Annotated in this window: 21 protein-coding genes; 19 read left to right on the top strand and 2 right to left on the bottom strand. The window is 43.3% G+C overall.

Features of this window, described 5'->3' with window-relative positions; genetic code table 11:
* Positions 1 to 3: 3 nt before the first annotated feature.
* From grpE to dnaJ, 3 genes are all read left to right on the top strand, one after another.
* Positions 4 to 639, top strand: coding sequence for a nucleotide exchange factor GrpE (gene grpE, locus B5F18_RS00945; protein WP_087155835.1), 636 nt, complete (start codon positions 4 to 6; stop codon positions 637 to 639).
* A gap of 42 nt (positions 640 to 681) precedes the next feature.
* On the top strand, positions 682 to 2,550 hold the full coding sequence (gene dnaK, locus B5F18_RS00940) for a molecular chaperone DnaK (protein ID WP_087155786.1): 1,869 nt from the start codon (positions 682 to 684) through the stop codon (positions 2,548 to 2,550).
* A 135-nt stretch (positions 2,551 to 2,685) separates the two neighbouring features.
* Positions 2,686 to 3,876 carry a molecular chaperone DnaJ gene (dnaJ, locus tag B5F18_RS00935; protein WP_087155785.1) on the top strand — a complete coding sequence of 397 codons (1,191 nt, stop codon included), beginning with the start codon at positions 2,686 to 2,688 and terminating at the stop codon, positions 3,874 to 3,876.
* A 73-nt stretch (positions 3,877 to 3,949) separates the two neighbouring features.
* Here the strand turns inward: dnaJ and B5F18_RS00930 are convergent, their stop codons facing one another.
* Positions 3,950 to 4,576, bottom strand: a complete 627-nt coding sequence (locus tag B5F18_RS00930; protein WP_087155784.1) for a class I SAM-dependent methyltransferase — start codon at positions 4,574 to 4,576, stop codon at positions 3,950 to 3,952.
* A 233-nt stretch (positions 4,577 to 4,809) separates the two neighbouring features.
* On the opposite strand from B5F18_RS00930, the gene B5F18_RS00925 reads away from it, so the two are divergent.
* From B5F18_RS00925 to B5F18_RS00905, 5 genes are all read left to right on the top strand, one after another.
* Positions 4,810 to 5,097 carry a DUF2325 domain-containing protein gene (locus B5F18_RS00925; RefSeq protein ID WP_087155783.1) on the top strand — a complete coding sequence of 96 codons (288 nt, stop codon included), beginning with the start codon at positions 4,810 to 4,812 and terminating at the stop codon, positions 5,095 to 5,097.
* Positions 5,098 to 5,249: 152 nt separating this feature from the next.
* Positions 5,250 to 5,468 (top strand): heavy-metal-associated domain-containing protein, encoded by a 219-nt coding sequence (locus tag B5F18_RS00920; protein ID WP_087155782.1) that lies wholly within the window; start codon positions 5,250 to 5,252, stop codon positions 5,466 to 5,468.
* Positions 5,469 to 5,482: 14 nt separating this feature from the next.
* Positions 5,483 to 7,354 (top strand): heavy metal translocating P-type ATPase, encoded by a 1,872-nt coding sequence (locus B5F18_RS00915; RefSeq protein ID WP_087155781.1) that lies wholly within the window; start codon positions 5,483 to 5,485, stop codon positions 7,352 to 7,354.
* Between the two features lie 128 nt (positions 7,355 to 7,482).
* Positions 7,483 to 8,217: an ABC transporter ATP-binding protein gene (locus B5F18_RS00910; protein ID WP_087155780.1), complete on the top strand. Its 735-nt coding sequence runs from the start codon at positions 7,483 to 7,485 to the stop codon at positions 8,215 to 8,217.
* Positions 8,217 to 9,137, top strand: coding sequence for a SufB/SufD family protein (locus tag B5F18_RS00905; RefSeq protein ID WP_204217042.1), 921 nt, complete (start codon positions 8,217 to 8,219; stop codon positions 9,135 to 9,137). The genes B5F18_RS00910 and B5F18_RS00905 overlap by 1 nt, the downstream gene beginning before the upstream one ends.
* A gap of 43 nt (positions 9,138 to 9,180) precedes the next feature.
* Here the strand turns inward: B5F18_RS00905 and B5F18_RS00900 are convergent, their stop codons facing one another.
* Positions 9,181 to 9,564: a metal-dependent transcriptional regulator gene (locus B5F18_RS00900; protein WP_087155778.1), complete on the bottom strand. Its 384-nt coding sequence runs from the start codon at positions 9,562 to 9,564 to the stop codon at positions 9,181 to 9,183.
* A gap of 248 nt (positions 9,565 to 9,812) precedes the next feature.
* On the opposite strand from B5F18_RS00900, the gene B5F18_RS00895 reads away from it, so the two are divergent.
* From B5F18_RS00895 to B5F18_RS00850, 11 genes are all read left to right on the top strand, one after another.
* Positions 9,813 to 10,025 (top strand): FeoA family protein, encoded by a 213-nt coding sequence (locus tag B5F18_RS00895; protein WP_087155777.1) that lies wholly within the window; start codon positions 9,813 to 9,815, stop codon positions 10,023 to 10,025.
* Positions 10,026 to 10,050: 25 nt separating this feature from the next.
* Positions 10,051 to 10,272 carry a FeoA family protein gene (locus B5F18_RS00890; protein ID WP_087155776.1) on the top strand — a complete coding sequence of 74 codons (222 nt, stop codon included), beginning with the start codon at positions 10,051 to 10,053 and terminating at the stop codon, positions 10,270 to 10,272.
* A gap of 91 nt (positions 10,273 to 10,363) precedes the next feature.
* Positions 10,364 to 12,517 (top strand): ferrous iron transport protein B, encoded by a 2,154-nt coding sequence (gene feoB, locus B5F18_RS00885; protein ID WP_087155775.1) that lies wholly within the window; start codon positions 10,364 to 10,366, stop codon positions 12,515 to 12,517.
* Between the two features lie 43 nt (positions 12,518 to 12,560).
* A complete protein-coding gene (locus B5F18_RS00880; RefSeq protein ID WP_087155774.1) occupies positions 12,561 to 12,743 on the top strand; it encodes a FeoB-associated Cys-rich membrane protein in 183 nt (60 codons plus the stop codon).
* 69 nt (positions 12,744 to 12,812) lie between these two features.
* Complete coding sequence (locus B5F18_RS00875; RefSeq protein ID WP_087155773.1) at positions 12,813 to 13,055, top strand: Fur family transcriptional regulator; 243 nt, start codon at positions 12,813 to 12,815, stop codon at positions 13,053 to 13,055.
* A gap of 11 nt (positions 13,056 to 13,066) precedes the next feature.
* On the top strand, positions 13,067 to 13,438 hold the full coding sequence (locus tag B5F18_RS00870) for a heavy-metal-associated domain-containing protein (RefSeq protein ID WP_087155772.1): 372 nt from the start codon (positions 13,067 to 13,069) through the stop codon (positions 13,436 to 13,438).
* A 64-nt stretch (positions 13,439 to 13,502) separates the two neighbouring features.
* Positions 13,503 to 13,634: a hypothetical protein gene (locus tag B5F18_RS12810; RefSeq protein WP_275532792.1), complete on the top strand. Its 132-nt coding sequence runs from the start codon at positions 13,503 to 13,505 to the stop codon at positions 13,632 to 13,634.
* On the top strand, positions 13,589 to 14,308 hold the full coding sequence (locus B5F18_RS00865) for an alpha/beta fold hydrolase (RefSeq protein ID WP_087155771.1): 720 nt from the start codon (positions 13,589 to 13,591) through the stop codon (positions 14,306 to 14,308). Before B5F18_RS12810 ends, B5F18_RS00865 begins: the two co-directional genes overlap by 46 nt.
* Positions 14,309 to 14,376: 68 nt before the next feature.
* Positions 14,377 to 14,736 carry a hypothetical protein gene (locus B5F18_RS00860; protein WP_087155770.1) on the top strand — a complete coding sequence of 120 codons (360 nt, stop codon included), beginning with the start codon at positions 14,377 to 14,379 and terminating at the stop codon, positions 14,734 to 14,736.
* Between the two features lie 80 nt (positions 14,737 to 14,816).
* Entirely contained in the window at positions 14,817 to 15,791 is a 975-nt protein-coding gene (locus B5F18_RS00855) for an ornithine cyclodeaminase family protein (protein ID WP_087155769.1), read from the top strand.
* Between the two features lie 97 nt (positions 15,792 to 15,888).
* Entirely contained in the window at positions 15,889 to 16,266 is a 378-nt protein-coding gene (locus tag B5F18_RS00850; protein ID WP_087155768.1) for a RidA family protein, read from the top strand.
* The last annotated feature ends 1 nt before the right edge of the window (position 16,267 follow it).

The raw sequence follows: 16,267 nt of genomic DNA, 5'->3' as shown, positions 1-16,267 counted from the left end.
GAGATGAATAAAGAAGAAAGAGTAAAGGAAGCCGTGGAAGAGGCAAAAAGAACTGCCAAAGAGCTGGGAGAGGAGAATCCGGAAGTGGCGGAGGAAGAAAAGGTTCAGGCAGACAGTGATGTCAAATCCACAGAAGACAATGAGGAAACTTTGGAGCCTAAAGAGGAGTCAAAAGGATTCTTCAAAAAAAAGAATAAAAAAGACAAAAAAGATGAAAAGATAGAGGAACTCACGGATAAGCTTACAAGGCAGATGGCAGAGTTTGATAACTTTAGAAAACGTACGGAAAAGGAAAAATCCCAGATGTACGAAATCGGGGCAAAGGATATCCTGGTAAAGATGCTTCCGGTTGTGGACAATTTTGAGAGAGGACTTCTCGGTGTGCCTCAAGAACAAAAAGACGATGCATTTGTTCAGGGCATGGATAAAATATACAAACAGATCCTGGCAACTTTTGAAGAGATCGGTGTGAAACCGATTGAGGCAGTTGGGGCAGAGTTCAATCCTGACTTGCACAATGCAGTGATGCATGTGGAGGATGAGGATAGCGGTGAGAATGTCATCGTGGAGGAGTTCCAGAAAGGATACACATATCGTGATTCTGTTATCAGGCACAGTATGGTAAAAGTGGCAAACTAATCATTTTTGGTATAGATTCAAATCATTTAGGAGGTAATTACTATGGGTAAAATCATTGGTATTGACTTAGGTACTACAAACAGTTGTGTAGCCGTTATGGAAGGCGGACAGCCGACAGTCATCACAAACACAGAAGGGGCAAGAACAACTCCATCTGTAGTGGCATTTACGAAGACAGGAGAACGTCTTGTGGGAGAACCTGCAAAACGCCAGGCTGTCACAAACGCTGAAAAAACGATTTCTTCCATCAAAAGAGAGATGGGAAGCAACTACAAGGTAAATATTGAAGGCAAACAGTATTCCCCGCAGGAAATTTCCGCTATGATCCTTCAGAAACTGAAAGCAGATGCAGAAGGATATCTTGGAGAAAAAGTAAGCGAAGCGGTAATCACGGTTCCGGCATACTTCAACGACGCTCAACGTCAGGCTACAAAAGATGCAGGTAAAATTGCAGGACTCGATGTAAAGCGTATTATCAACGAGCCTACAGCAGCAGCGCTTGCATACGGACTTGACAACGAAAAAGAGCAGAAAATCATGGTATACGATTTGGGAGGCGGTACTTTCGACGTATCCATTATCGAAATAGGAGACGGCGTCATCGAAGTTCTCTCCACAGCAGGAAACAACAGACTTGGGGGAGATGATTTTGACCAGAAAATCACAGATTACATGCTTGCTGAATTCAAGAGAACAGAAGGTGTTGATCTTTCCAACGATAAAATGGCTCTTCAGAGGTTAAAAGAGGCGGCTGAGAAGGCGAAAAAGGAACTTTCTTCCGCTACAACAACGAATATCAATCTTCCGTTCATCACAGCAACGTCCGAAGGACCAAAACACTTTGATATGAATCTGACAAGAGCAAAATTTGATGAGCTGACAAGTGATTTGGTAGAAAAGACAGCAGAACCAGTGCAAAGAGCGCTTTCTGATGCAGGTCTAACAGCATCTGAATTAGGTCAGGTATTGTTGGTAGGTGGTTCCACACGTATTCCGGCAGTACAGGACAAAGTAAAACAACTGACAGGAAAAGAGCCTTCCAAGACATTGAACCCGGATGAATGTGTGGCTTTGGGTGCTGCTGTTCAGGGTGGTAAATTGGCAGGAGATGCAGGTGCAGGCGATATTCTTCTTCTTGATGTCACTCCGCTTTCCCTTTCAATTGAAACAATGGGCGGTATTGCTACAAGATTGATCGAGAGAAATACAACGATCCCTACAAAGAAGAGCCAGATCTTCTCCACAGCTGCAGACAATCAGACAGCAGTGGATATCAATGTTGTACAGGGTGAAAGACAGTTTGCAAAAGACAATAAATCTCTTGGACAGTTCAGACTGGATGGAATCCCTCCGGCTCCACGTGGAATCCCGCAGATTGAAGTAACTTTTGATATAGATGCAAACGGTATTGTAAATGTATCAGCGAAAGATTTGGGAACAGGAAAAGAGCAGCACATCACGATCACAGCCGGTTCCAATATGTCCGATGCAGATATTGACAAGGCGGTAAAAGAAGCAGCTGAATACGAGGCGCAGGACAAGAAACGTAAAGAGGCTATTGATGCTCGCAATGAGGCGGATTCTATGGTATTCCAGACAGAAAAAGCCTTGAAAGAAGTTGGAGATAAAATTGATGCGAACGATAAAGCTGCAGTCGAAGCAGAAGTTCAGTCGTTGAAAGATCTGCTTGCAAAATCCACTCCGGAATCCATGACAGATGCACAGGTAGAAGAAATCAAAGCAGCAAAAGAAAAATTGATGGAGAGTGCTCAGAAACTTTTTACAAAGATGTATGAGCAGGCTCAGACATCTGGTGCAGGAGCTCAGTCAGGGCCGACTCCTGAGGCAGGCCCGGCGCCGGAAGGATACAATGGAGATGATGTAGTAGACGGCGACTACAAAGAAGTGTAAGCATTTGAGTCTACAGGCATTGAAAAATTAAAAAGGGAATATTCTGCGGGGTTTTTGGATTCCGCAGAATTTCCATGTATTTAGGCAGTGGAAAAAGATAGGGATTTTCTGCTGTTAAGAAAGGTTGGAAAATTTATGGCTGAGGCAAAAAGAGACTATTATGAAGTGCTTGGCGTAGATAAGAATGCGGACGAAGCAGCCCTGAAAAAAGCGTACCGGGCATTGGCAAAAAAATACCATCCGGATATGAACCCGGGAGACAAAGATGCTGAGAAAAAATTTAAAGAGGCATCAGAGGCTTACGCTATTTTGAGTGATCCGGATAAGAGGCGGCAGTATGACCAGTTTGGACACGCTGCATTTGACGGAGGAGCAGGGGCCGGAGCAGGTGGTTTCGGGGGCTTTGATTTTGGCGGTGCAGATTTTGGGGATATGTTCGGAGATATCTTCGGAGATTTGTTTGGAGGTGCCGGAAGAAGAGGGCGTGCGAACAATGGGCCGATGAAAGGAATGAACATCCACAAGAGCATCCGTATTACATTTGAGGAGGCTATTTTCGGGTGTGAAAAAGAGCTGGAGCTGGTACTCAAAGATCCATGCCAAAAGTGTAATGGCACAGGGGCAAAACCAGGTACCTCACCTCAGACCTGTCCGAAATGCGGGGGAAGAGGACAGGTGGTATATACTTCCCAATCATTTTTCGGAACTGTTCAGAATGTTCAAACATGTCCGGATTGTCACGGAAGCGGAAAAATTATCAGGGAGAAATGTCCGGACTGCGGCGGAACCGGCTACGTGGCAAGTAAAAAGAAGATTAAGGTAACCATTCCTGCAGGAATAGACAATGGACAGAGCGTACGTATCCGTGATAAAGGAGAGCCTGGAACAAACGGAGGCCCAAGAGGCGATCTTCTCGTGGAAGTCAATGTATCCAGACATCCGATTTTCCAAAGACAGGATATGCATATTTTTTCTACTGTGCCGATTTCCTTTGCTCAGGCAGCACTTGGCGGGGATATTCGGGTAAAGACTGTGGACGGAGAAGTCATCTACACAGTGAAACCTGGTACAAAGACAGATACAAAGGTAAGACTGAAAGGAAAAGGAGTACCGTCTCTTCGAAATGCACAGATCAGAGGAGACCATTATGTCACTCTTGTGATCCAGACGCCGGAAAAACTGAGCGCAGAGGCAAAAGAAGCACTCCGCCGATTTGATGCACTGGCTGGCAACACGCTGAATCAGGAAAAAGAAAAACCGCGCGAAGAGCACAAAAAGAAGAAAAAAGGATTTATGGATAAATTGAAAGAATCCTTTGAAGATTAAAAGATAGAAAAACACCGATATCAAAGAGAAGATTTCTTTTCTGATGTCGGTGTTTCTGCATAAAGATATTGGTTTATTTTTCTGCTATCACATAGAGCCATCCATATTTGGAATGCATTTTAGACTGGACGCAGAGAAATCCAAGGTCCAGAAGTTTTTGTTTCAGGTCTTTGGCAGAAGGCAGGTATAAAGAAACCTCCTCTCCGATATGACTCCATTTTTTGGGAAGTGTTTTACCGTTCTCGGATAATTCACAGGCAATCACAAATTTTCCGCCTGGTTTTAAAACGCGCAGTACTTCCTGAAAACCTCGTTCCGGTTCCTGCCAGTAATAAATGGTTTCGATAGCTGTGATAAGGTCAAAATTGTTGGATTTAAACGGCAGTTTACATACATCTCCCTCCACGATCTTTACGGTATGTCTGCGGACATTTCGCAGATTTTCCCATTTGGAGTGCCGCACACTTAAAGGTGAAAGATCCAGTCCGTATACTTTCCCGTAAGGGAGGAGTTTGGCAAGACGTTTTATCATTTTGCCTCCTCCGCATCCGATATCCAGTGCCTTGGAGTCAAAACGCAGTGCCAGTTTCTGGAAGGTCCAATCCATCAAAGGTTTGTGATGGTGATTCATTTTATGAAGAGTGAGGTTTCCAAGAACCCCTTTTGGATTTTGATAGTTTAATGCAAGGCGTTTCATCATGAATACCCCCTTAAGAATCGTTTATTTAGTATATTCCCCTTGTTTAAGGGTAGAATAGCACAAAAAGATGAAAAGTAAATAGGGTACTTACAATTTATGATTTTTATAAGGAAAACTTTAAGAAATGATAAAGTTTTTCACTATAAAAAATTTTCTGGACAGAAAACAATATTTTTTTTATACTTTAGTTAGGTTAAACTAACTTTTGAGGCGAGGGAAAGGAGATTTTATAAATGAGTGTTGTGATCATAGGAGGACATGACAGAATGGTATGTCAATATAAAAAAATATGTAAAAGCTTTCAGTGTAAGGCAAAGGTTTTCACACAGATGGCTGCTGGGATGGATAAGCAGATTGGAACCCCGGATCTGCTTGTCTTGTTTACAAATACCGTATCCCACAAGATGGTAAAAAGGGCATTGGAAGAGGTTAAGGAATCACAGACAGAGGTAGTACGATGTCACACAAGCAGTAAAGCAGCGCTGACAGAAATATTGGAGAAAAGATGCGCCGCAATATAAGTGTCACGTTAAAGAAGATGATGTAAAAAATTTGCATCATCTTCTTTTTTTCTCTTGACAAATCCCGGAAATGGGTCATAATATAGATAGATGAACATATGAGCAATTGTTCATATATATAAAGGTAATATTAATTCTGGAGGATGATCACTATGAAGAAAAAATTTAAAATGTCAAATTTAGATTGCGCACATTGTGCGTCAAAGATGGAAGATGCAATCAAGAAAATAGACGGTGTGGAAGATGCGACAGTGAGTTTTATCATGCAGAAACTGACGTTACAGGCAGACGATGAGCGTTTTGACTCTATCATGAAAGAGGTTGTGTCCATCTGCAAAAGGATAGAACCAGACTGCACCATTGAAGTGTAAAAGGAGAGAGGGGTATGACAAAAAATCAGAAGATAATGTTAGGAAGAATCATTGCGGCAGCTGTTCTTTATGCTGCCGTGATATTGGGAACATCAATGAAAGGAGCAGAAGATTTTTTAAAGTTTCCGTATCTGTTTCTTCTTTATCTGATACCGTATCTTGTCATTGGATGGGATATTGTGTACAAAGCAGCGCGAAATATCAGTCACGGCCAGGTATTTGATGAAAATTTTTTGATGTGCATCGCCACATTTGGGGCTTTTGGGGTAAATGAATACAAAGAAGCAGTGGCAGTGATGCTGTTTTACCAGGTTGGGGAACTGTTCCAGAATTATGCGGTAAACCGCTCCAGACAATCTATTACAGCGCTCATGGATATCTGTCCGGAATACGCAAATGTAGAGGTGGATGGGGAACTCAGACAGCTGGATCCGGATGACGTGGAGATTGGAACTGTGATTACCGTAAAACCTGGAGAACGGATTCCTTTGGATGGAGTGGTTGTGGAAGGGGCTTCCATGATAGATACATCCGCTTTGACAGGGGAATCTGTTCCAAGGAAGGTGCAAAAAGGTGAGGAGATTATCAGTGGATGTATCAATGGCAGCGGTCTTTTGAAGGTAAAGACTACAAAAGAATTTGATGACTCTACAGTGGCAAAGATACTGGAACTTGTGGAAAATGCAAGCAGTAAGAAAGCAAAGGCAGAAAATTTTATTACTAAATTTGCGAGGTATTATACACCGATCGTCGTGTGTGCAGCAGTGCTGCTGGCCCTCCTCCCTCCTCTCATACTGGGGGAACCTTTTGCGGAGTGGGTGAAAAGTGCATGCATTTTCCTGGTTATCTCCTGTCCATGTGCATTGGTCATCTCTGTGCCGCTCAGTTTTTTTGGCGGTATCGGGGCCGCGTCCAAAAAAGGCGTGCTTGTAAAAGGCAGCAATTATCTGGAGGCACTTGCAAAACTGGATACGATTGTATTTGACAAGACAGGAACTCTCACAAAAGGAGAATTTAAGGTTTCAGAGATCATACCGGTGGGAGATGAAAAGGCCGGACTGTTGGAGATGGCCGCGTATGCAGAGTGTTATTCAGACCATCCGGCGGCGAAATCCATCTGTGAAGCGTTCAAAAAAACCGTGGACAGTACACAGGTGGAGAAAGTGGAGGAAATTGCAGGGCACGGTGTCAAAGCAATCTGGAATGGAAAAACTATTTTGGCCGGAAATGAAAAGCTGATGCAAAGATTCGGCGTGAACATGATTCCTTGTGAAAGTATCGGGACAGTTGTATACCTTGCAAAAGACGGGGTTTTCCAGGGCGCGATCGTGATTTCAGACAGGATCAAAGAAAATGCTAAAAGAGCCGTCCAAAGACTTAAGACAGACGGAGTAAAAAAGACAGTGATGTTGACAGGTGACAGAAAGCAGACGGGCGAGAAGGTGGCAGAGCAGATTGGAATTGACGAGGTATACACAGAATTACTTCCGCAGCAGAAGGTAGAAAAAGTGGAGATTTTACTGCAGGAACTTGGAGGAAAAGAAAAGCTGGCGTTTGTGGGCGATGGAATCAATGATGCGCCAGTACTCTCGAGAGCGGATATTGGGATTGCTATGGGCAGTATGGGATCCGATGCGGCGATCGAGGCAGCGGATGTCGTTCTCATGGATGACGACCCGGAAAAGATATCGGATGTAGTTGCTATAGCAAGGAAAACTTTAAAGATTGTAAAACAGAATATAACATTTGCGCTGGCAGTCAAAGCAATTGTACTTCTTCTTGGCGCTTTCCAGGTGGCCAACATGTGGGAGGCAGTATTTGCCGATGTAGGGGTATCTGTGATTGCAATCTTAAATGCCGCAAGAGCACTGAAAGTAAAAAAATAAAAAGTGCAGCAGGGTTCAAAAAAGGATTCTGCTGTCCTTTTTGGCGTTGAGAAAGAGTAGGAAAAGTTTTATAATAAGCGAGTGTGAATAAGCGAGTGTGAAGAAAAATATAGAAAGAAGATGATGATATGCTGACAGTGGAGCATCTGTCATATGAGGTGATAGAAGAAGGAAGAAAGCAAAGGATTTTAGACGATATCAGTTTTACAGTGGAAGACGGAGAAATGCTTGTGGTGACGGGCCCAAACGGAGGAGGCAAATCTACCATTGCAAAAGTTTTGATGGGAATCAATCCTGCTGTAGAGGGAAAAATTTTTCTGGATGGACAAGATATCACAAATTTGCCGGTTCATGAGAGGGCAAGAGCGGGAATTGGATTTGCCTTTCAGCAGCCGCCGCGGTTTAAAGGGATGACTGTGCAAAGACTTTTGGATCTTGCTGCAGGGGTGGAGCTGCCAGAGAGAATCTGCTGCAGATTGTTGAGCAGTGTAGGTCTGTGTGCAAAAGAATATATTCACAGGGAAATAGACGCAACGCTTTCGGGAGGAGAGATGAAACGAATCGAAATTGCAACAGTCTTGGCAAAGAAACATAAGCTTTGCATATTTGATGAGCCGGAGGCAGGAATCGATCTTTGGAGTTTTTCTATGCTGGTGAAACAGTTTGGACAAATTCATAAGAGTAAGAAGGAGAGCCTTCTCCTTATCTCCCATCAGGAGAGAATTATCAGGATGGCAGACAGGATCATGGTCATTAGGGATGGAAAAGTGGAGAAACTGGGACAAAAAGAAGAAGTTTTGAATAATCTTGCGCTCGACAGCTTTCAAAGACAGAACTGTATAGAGGAAGGCGGTGTGATGTGATGATAGATAAAATTGCCGAGAAAGTGCTGAATGTTATTGATGGAACGGGATTTGGAAAAAAGGGGGCTTACAATTTTCGTTACAATGGAAAGCCGGCTGCCTTTGCAAACGGAAAGAATATTCGTATTGAACGCAAAAAGGATAAGCAGGGGATTGATATTTATATTGGCAAAAAAGCCAAAGGAGAAGAGGTACACATACCGGTTGTCGTATCAACACCAGGCATGACGGATATTGTGTATAATGATTTTTATATTGAGGATGGTTCGGATGTAACGATAGTGGCGGGCTGTGGTATTCATAACGATGGATGCGAAGAGACACGTCACGATGGAATCCATTCCTTTCACATCGGAAAGAATGCAGTTGTAAGATATGTGGAAAAACATTACGGAGAGGGAAATGGAAAAGGCGGGCGTGTTTTAAATCCTGTGACGGACATTCATATGGACGAAGGCTCCTCCTTTTTTATGGATACTGCACAGATCAAAGGAGTGGACTCCACAGAGAGAAAAACAAAAGTGCACATGAAAGCCCGGTGCAGACTACATGTTGTGGAAAAACTGATGACTCATGGAGAGCAGCATGCCCTCTCCGATATGGATGTCTGGTTGGAGGGGGAAGAAAGTTCTGCGCAGGTTATTTCCAGGTCAGTCGCAAAGGGAAGTTCCAGACAAATCTTCCATCCAAAGGCTATAGGAATGGCAAAATGTCATGCGCATATCCAGTGTGATTCCATTATCATGGACAGTGCAAATGTCTGCTCTATTCCGGAAATCGATGCAAGAAATGTGGATGCGCAGATCATCCACGAGGCAGCGATCGGCAGGATCAATAACGAGCAGTTGACGAAACTGCAGACCTTGGGCATGACTGAGGAGGAAGCTGAGGCGGTCATCATTGAAAATTTCCTGAATTAAATACAAAGAAATAGAACGGATATCGCACTTTGCGATATCCGTTCTATCTTTCCTGAATGTCTGCATTTGAGAAAACGTGTTTTTTGATTGCGTCAAAACTCTTGGCACTGATGACATGCTCAATGCGGCAGGCATCTTCCACTGCTGTTTTTTCATCTACACCAAGTGTAATGAGCCATTTGGACAACAAAGTATGGCGCTCATACATTGTCTCTGCAATTTTACGTCCAGCCTCAGTAAGGCCGATGTATCCTTCCTTGTCCATCAGCACATATCCGTTCAGGCGAAGGTTTTTCATGGCAACGCTGACGCTTGGTTTGGAAAATCCCAGTTCATTGGCAATATCAATGGAGCGTACACTTGGTTTACGCTTGCTCAAGATCAAAATCGTTTCCAAATAGTTTTCAGCGGACTCTTGAATTTTCATATGAATTCCTCCTTATTGTCCACATAATTATTAAAATTATAACATATGCTAACTGTAAGTTCAAATATTTTCGCCGGACAGATGAAAAAAATTGGAAGAAACTGAGAAAAAAATATTGACAGTTTCATGGCAAAGTGGTAACATGAATCTAGTTAGAAATAACTAATTATTGTAGAATGCAAAAAGTTAGATTCAACTTATTGCGAAACGTATAAAACTGAAGGAAAGTACGGTGAAAGGAGTGGACTATGATGCCTTTGACAATGGCAAAAGAAGGAGAAGTCAATTACATAAAACGTATCGGCGGGAAAGAAGATACAAAAAGATTTCTGGAGTCTTTGGGATTTGTTGTTGGCGGTGAAGTGATCGTCATCTCTGCAAACGGTGGCAATGTGATTGTAAATATAAAAGAATCCAGAGTGGGTATCAGCAGTAGTATGGCAAATAGAATCATGGTTTAGTCCGAATGGAAAGGAGAGTTAGGGAATGCAGACACTAAAAGATGTATCGTGCGGCAATACAGTGACTGTTGTGAAACTGCACGGAGAGGGTGCCGTGAAAAGGCGCATAATGGATATGGGTATTACAAAAGGGACGGACGTACATGTTCGCAAAGTAGCTCCGCTGGGGGATCCGATAGAAGTGAATGTAAGGGGATATGAATTGTCGCTGCGGAAGGCGGATGCGGAAATGATCGAAGTAAAATAGGAGAAATAAAAAAAGGTTAGAAAAATCTAACCTATTATTTAACATTGATGGTTAGTAAAAACTAATTGTTTAGGCTGAAGGAGGAGAAGAAATGTCAGTAAAGATTGCGCTTGCGGGAAACCCGAACAGCGGAAAGACAACGCTGTTTAATGCGTTGACAGGTTCCAACCAGTTTGTGGGAAACTGGCCGGGGGTGACCGTGGAAAAAAAGGAAGGTAAATTAAAAGGACACAAAGATGTCATAATCATGGACCTTCCCGGAATTTATTCTTTGTCACCGTATACGCTGGAAGAAGTGGTAGCGAGAAACTACTTGATCATGGAGAGGCCGGATGCGATCTTGAACATTGTAGACGGGACAAATCTGGAGAGAAACCTGTATTTGAGTACACAGCTGATGGAGCTTGGTATTCCGGTTGTAATGGCTATCAACATGATGGATGTAGTGAACAAAAACGGAGACAAAATTGATATCAGAAAGCTGGCGGCAAATCTTGGATGCGATGTAGTGGAAATCTCTGCGCTGAAGGGAACGGGCATTCAGGAGGCTGCTGCAAAGGCAGTGGCTCTTGCCCAGAATAAAGCAGCGAAAGCTCCTGTACATAAATTCCAGGAGAAAGTAGAGCATGTGCTGGATGAAATCGAAATGATGCTCGGAAGTGAGATTCCGCAGGAACAGAAACGCTTTTATGCGGTAAAATTATTTGAGAGAGATGACAAGATCAAGGCAACGATGAAACAGGTACCAGATGTGGAAAGACTGATCGCCGATGCGGAAAATGAGATGGATGATGACTCTGAAAGTATTGTGACTAATGAGCGCTATACATATATTGCATCTGTGATCGGGAATTGCTATGTTAAAAAGAACAGACACGAACTTACCCCATCAGATAAAATCGATAAAATTGTCACAAACCGGTTTTTGGCATTGCCAATCTTCGCGGCGGTAATGTGGCTTGTATACTATGTGTCTGTCAGTACAGTGGGAACATTTGTAACAGACTGGACAAACGATGTACTTTTTGGTGAGATCATACCGCCGGCCATTCAAGGGTTCCTTGAGTCTGTAAACTGTGCGGGATGGCTTCAGGGGCTGATCCTGGATGGAATTGTAGCCGGTGTAGGGGCAGTTCTTGGTTTTGTTCCGCAGATGCTTGTGCTCTTTATTTTTCTTGCATTTTTGGAATCCTGCGGATACATGGCGCGTGTCGCGTTCATTATGGACCGTATTTTCCGCAAATTCGGACTTTCCGGTAAATCCTTTATTCCAATGCTTATCGGCACAGGTTGCGGAGTGCCTGGTGTCATGGCATCACGTACCATTGAAAACGACAGAGACCGCAAGATGACAGTCATGACAACGACATTTATTCCGTGTGGCGCAAAATTGCCGATCATCGCGTTGATTGCCGGCGCATTGTTTGACGGCGCGTCATGGGTGGCACCAAGTGCATACTTTGTGGGAATTGCAGCGATCATCTGCTCTGGAATTATTTTGAAAAAGACAAAAATGTTCGCAGGAGATCCTGCCCCATTTGTTATGGAGCTGCCAGCCTATCACTGGCCGACAGTTGGAAATGTTTTGAGAAGTATGTGGGAGCGCGGATGGTCCTTTATCAAAAAAGCGGGAACGATCATTCTCCTCTCCACAATCTTTGTATGGTTTACATCCAATTTTGGTTTTGTAAACGGACATTTCGGAATGGTTTCTGATTTGAGCGATGGCCTTCTGGCTAATATCGGCAAAGGCCTTGCATGGCTGTTTGCACCTCTTGGATGGGGAGACTGGAAGGCAGCTGTGGCAGCGATCACAGGACTTGTCGCAAAGGAAAATGTGGTTGGTACATTTGGTATTTTGTATGGCTTTGCGGAAGTTGCGGAAGACGGAAACGAAATCTGGGGAACACTTTCTCAAAGTTTCACGGCAATCTCCGCGTACTCCTTCCTTGTATTCAACCTTCTGTGCGCACCTTGCTTTGCAGCGATGGGAGCGATCAAAAGAGAGATGAACAGTGCAAAATGGTTCTGGTTTGCTATCGGATATCAGACCGTACTTGCGTACGCAGTATCTCTTTGTGTATACCAAATTGGAAGTCTTGTGACAGGCGGTGGATTTGGCATCGGGACAGCAGCAGCGATCCTGGTTATCATTTTGTTCTTGTACCTGTTGTTCCGTCCATATAAACAGAGTAACTCTTTGAGTGTAAATCTGAACAAACTGAATAAAAAAATGAAAGCATAGTAATACAAGAAAGGCATAGGATGAAGAAAGGAGTGTGAATGTGATGTCCTGGATAATAGCAAATCTTTCAACCATTATCATAGCATTGCTGGTGACAGGAGTGGCAGTTTTGGCGGTGAGAAGTCTTAGAAAGGATAAGAAGTCGGGAAAATCATGCGGAAGCTGTGGAGGCTGTGGCGGCTGCTCCGGTTCGTCTGTGTGCCATTCAAAAGAAAGTCATAAGTAGAAAAATGGCGGGTTCCAGGGATGATGGAATACCGCCATTGATTCTATGGCTCAAAAAGGAGGAGCGTGTATGTGGAGCCCTGAACAGGTAGAAAAGACGATGAAAGAGCGCGGCAAGAGAATGACCCAGCAAAGACGAATCCTGATTGAGATTGTGTTGGAAGGAAAGTGCAGATGCTGCAAAGAAGTCTATTATGAAGCGGTGAAAAAGGATGCGACTATTGGAGTGGCCACTGTGTACCGGACTATGAACGCTCTGGAGGAGATAGGAGTGATCAGCAGAAATTATCTGTTCCTGGAACCGGAAAAATAAGGAGGGATTTTATGGCTACAGCAATCATTCTGATCGTCATCATCCTGATTTGCGTTTTTGGAGTAAAGAGCTATCTGAAACGAATCCGTTCAGGATGCTGCGGAGGCCAGGGAGAGCCTCCGGTAAAGAAAATGAGGGTAAAGGATAAAGACAAAAGCCATTATCTGTATCACAAAAAGATGAACATTTATGGGATGACATGCGGTCAGTGTGCCATACGGGTGGAGAATGCACTGAACGCCAACGAGGGAGTCTGGGCGAAGGTATCTTTGGAAACCTCACAGGCAGATATCCTCTTGAAAAAAGACATGGAGAATTCAAGGCTTGTTGATGTGGTTGAAAAAGCAGGCTATACGGTACTTTCAATTGTAAATGAAAAGTGAAAGGAGCCCGGGAAGATTCTATTTGGAATCTCCCGGGTTTTTTGTTGTAAAATAGGAGTAGTCTATGGGGGATTTGACGAATGAAAAAGAATATATTATCCTGAAGACAAAGAATGTCAAAGATGCAGAAAATGGAAGGAGGCACAGAATATGGAATTTTGTGATGGATATGCTGAAAATGGCTTGTATTATGTAGAACAAGGACAGGGAGATGTGCTGGTCCTTCTGCACGGAAACGGAGAAGACCATACGTATTTCAAAAATCAGATTTCTTTTTTTGCAAAGAAGTATAAAGTGATTGCCATTGATACGAGAGGACATGGAAAGTCAGAAAGAGGTGACAAAGAAATCACAATTTTACAGGCTGCAGAAGATCTGAAAAAATTTCTTGACGAAAAAAAGATGACAAGAATCCATCTTCTTGGATTCAGCGACGGGGGAAACATTGCACTTGTTTTTGCGCTGAAATATCCTTCTTACGTGAAGACACTGATTTTAAACGGAGCAAATTTATCGCCTGTAGGAGTAAAGGTTTCCATTCAATTTCCAATTGCATGTGCGTATTTGTTGGTGAGTGCGATAGCTGCTGTGAAAAAGGATTTGAAACAAAAGAAAGAAATCTTGGGATTAATGGTAAAGGAACCACATATCCGCCCAGATCAGCTCAAAAGACTGCACATGCCTGTGATGGTGATCGTCGGAACAAAGGATATGATCCGACATTCCCACTCAAGAAAGATTTATGAGCGTTTGATAAATGGAACATGGTGCTGTATACAAGGAAGTCATTTTATTGCCGGAGAAGAGCCGGAAAAATTTAACGAAAATGTAGAGCGTTTCTTAAAAAACCACGGCAGAACTCATTGGTAAAAACTTCCACACCTTCTCTTGCAAAAAATTTTCGGGGGGGGGGGTATAATTGGAAGGAGATTATTTACTTGAGAGGACTGCAGAAAATGGACATACTGGAAAAGATAATGGAGCAGCAAAGAAGACGGTACGATAATAAAACAATTTGGGAAATGGACGGCGATGAGACAGAAGCAAAACAGGCGGAGGTGATTATCGCAAATCTGGTTTTGGAAAAAGTACGGTTGGAAAAATTAGTGTCCTGGACTTTGGAGAGCGGAGCAAAAGAAATCTCACTGGTCATCCGGCCAGGGAAGAAAAAACAGCAGAATGTCAATGATATTGTAAGAGAATTTCAGGGAAACGGATTGGATTTGGAGTACATGCGTGAGATGTCGGATAAAGCACGAACATTTTACGTGCGCATGGATTTTACGAAAGTGTGGTAGAAAAGAAAAATGGACTCGGTTTTTGGGGAAGAGTATGGTATACTGGGCCTGAACATGACAAAGTACAGGAGGAAATAAAAATGCTGTTTTTGAACAAAAGAGATATTGAGAAGACAGTGGATTTGAATGAAATGATGGATACCATTGAGGAGGCTTACCGAATTTACGGAAGCGGGAAATACTATATGCCACCTCGCCCAAGTGTAGAGTATAAAAGCAAAACACTTTTGTATATGCCTTGTTTTGTGGAGGATGCTTTCGGGACAAAGATACTGACAGTGTTCCCGGATAATGCAGATCTTGGACTTCCGGCGATTGACGGACTGATGCTCATGAATGATTATGAGACAGGAAAGCCGTTGGCAATGCTGGATGGGCAGACAGTGACTGCCTATCGTACCGGAGCCGTGGGAGGTGTGGGAATCCGCCATCTTTCCAGAAAAGACTGTCATACAGTGGGAATCGTGGGAGCAGGTGTGCAGGGGTTTTATCAGGCGCTCTATGCATGTGCAGCCAGAGACATAAAAAATGTCTATATCTATACGCACAGCGGCAGGAATCTGACTGAGTATATAGAAAGGCTGAAAAAAGCGATTGCAGACCCTTGTGTTGAGATTGAACAGGTGCCAAATGTGGAAGAGTTGGTGAAGAAAAGTGAGATTATCTGTACAGCGACCACTGCAAGTGCGCCTGTGCTGCCGGATGACAAAGAATTATTAAAAGGAAAATGCATTATTGCCATCGGCTCCTATAAACCGGACATGAGGGAAATTCCGGATGCCATCTTTGAATTGGTGGATGCTGTGTACACGGAACTTCCGTACGCGTGCGAGGAGAGTGGTGATTTGAGCCAGCCTCTGGAGAGCGGACTTTTGTCGATGGACAAGGTGAAGTTCATGGATGAGTATCTGGCATCTCATGAGGATGAGGATAAAATTGCATCAGGCACCACCTATTTTAAATCTGTAGGCATGGGACTTTTTGATGTGTGTGCTGCAAGAAAGCTTGTGCAAGATGCAATGGCAAAAGGAATCGGCCAGAGTATTGAGATGTAAGTTCAAACATTGAAAATAAAAAAGGAAACGTATATAATAAAAAGTGGAATTTTTCCAGTCATTATTGATTATTAGAAAGAAAAGAGGAGAAAATACGATGAAAATGATAGCAACAGAAAAAGCGCCAAAAGCCTTGGGACCGTATTCTCAAGGATGTGTACATGGAGGAATCCTTTACTCTGCAGGTCAGATTGCCATCAATCCGCGGACAGACAGTATTGAGGCGCAGGACATTGCAGGACAGACAGAACAAGTCTGCAAAAATTTGGGCGAAGTGCTTGCAGCAGCAGGCAGCTCTTTTGATAAGGTGTTAAAGACAACATGCTTTTTAAGTGATATGGGAGATTTTGCGGCGTTCAATGAAGTATATGCAAAATATTTCACTTCCAAGCCGGCCAGAAGCTGCGTGGCAGTAAAGACATTGCCAAAGAACGTACTATGTGAAGTGGAAGTGATCGCAGCGGTAGAAGATTAAA

Origin of the sequence: Lachnoclostridium sp. An181 (assembly GCF_002160325.1) — a bacterium.
Classification (GTDB): domain Bacteria; phylum Bacillota; class Clostridia; order Lachnospirales; family Lachnospiraceae; genus An181.
Note: the sequence above shows the minus strand (reverse complement) of the source record. Positions and strands in the feature narration are given on the sequence as shown.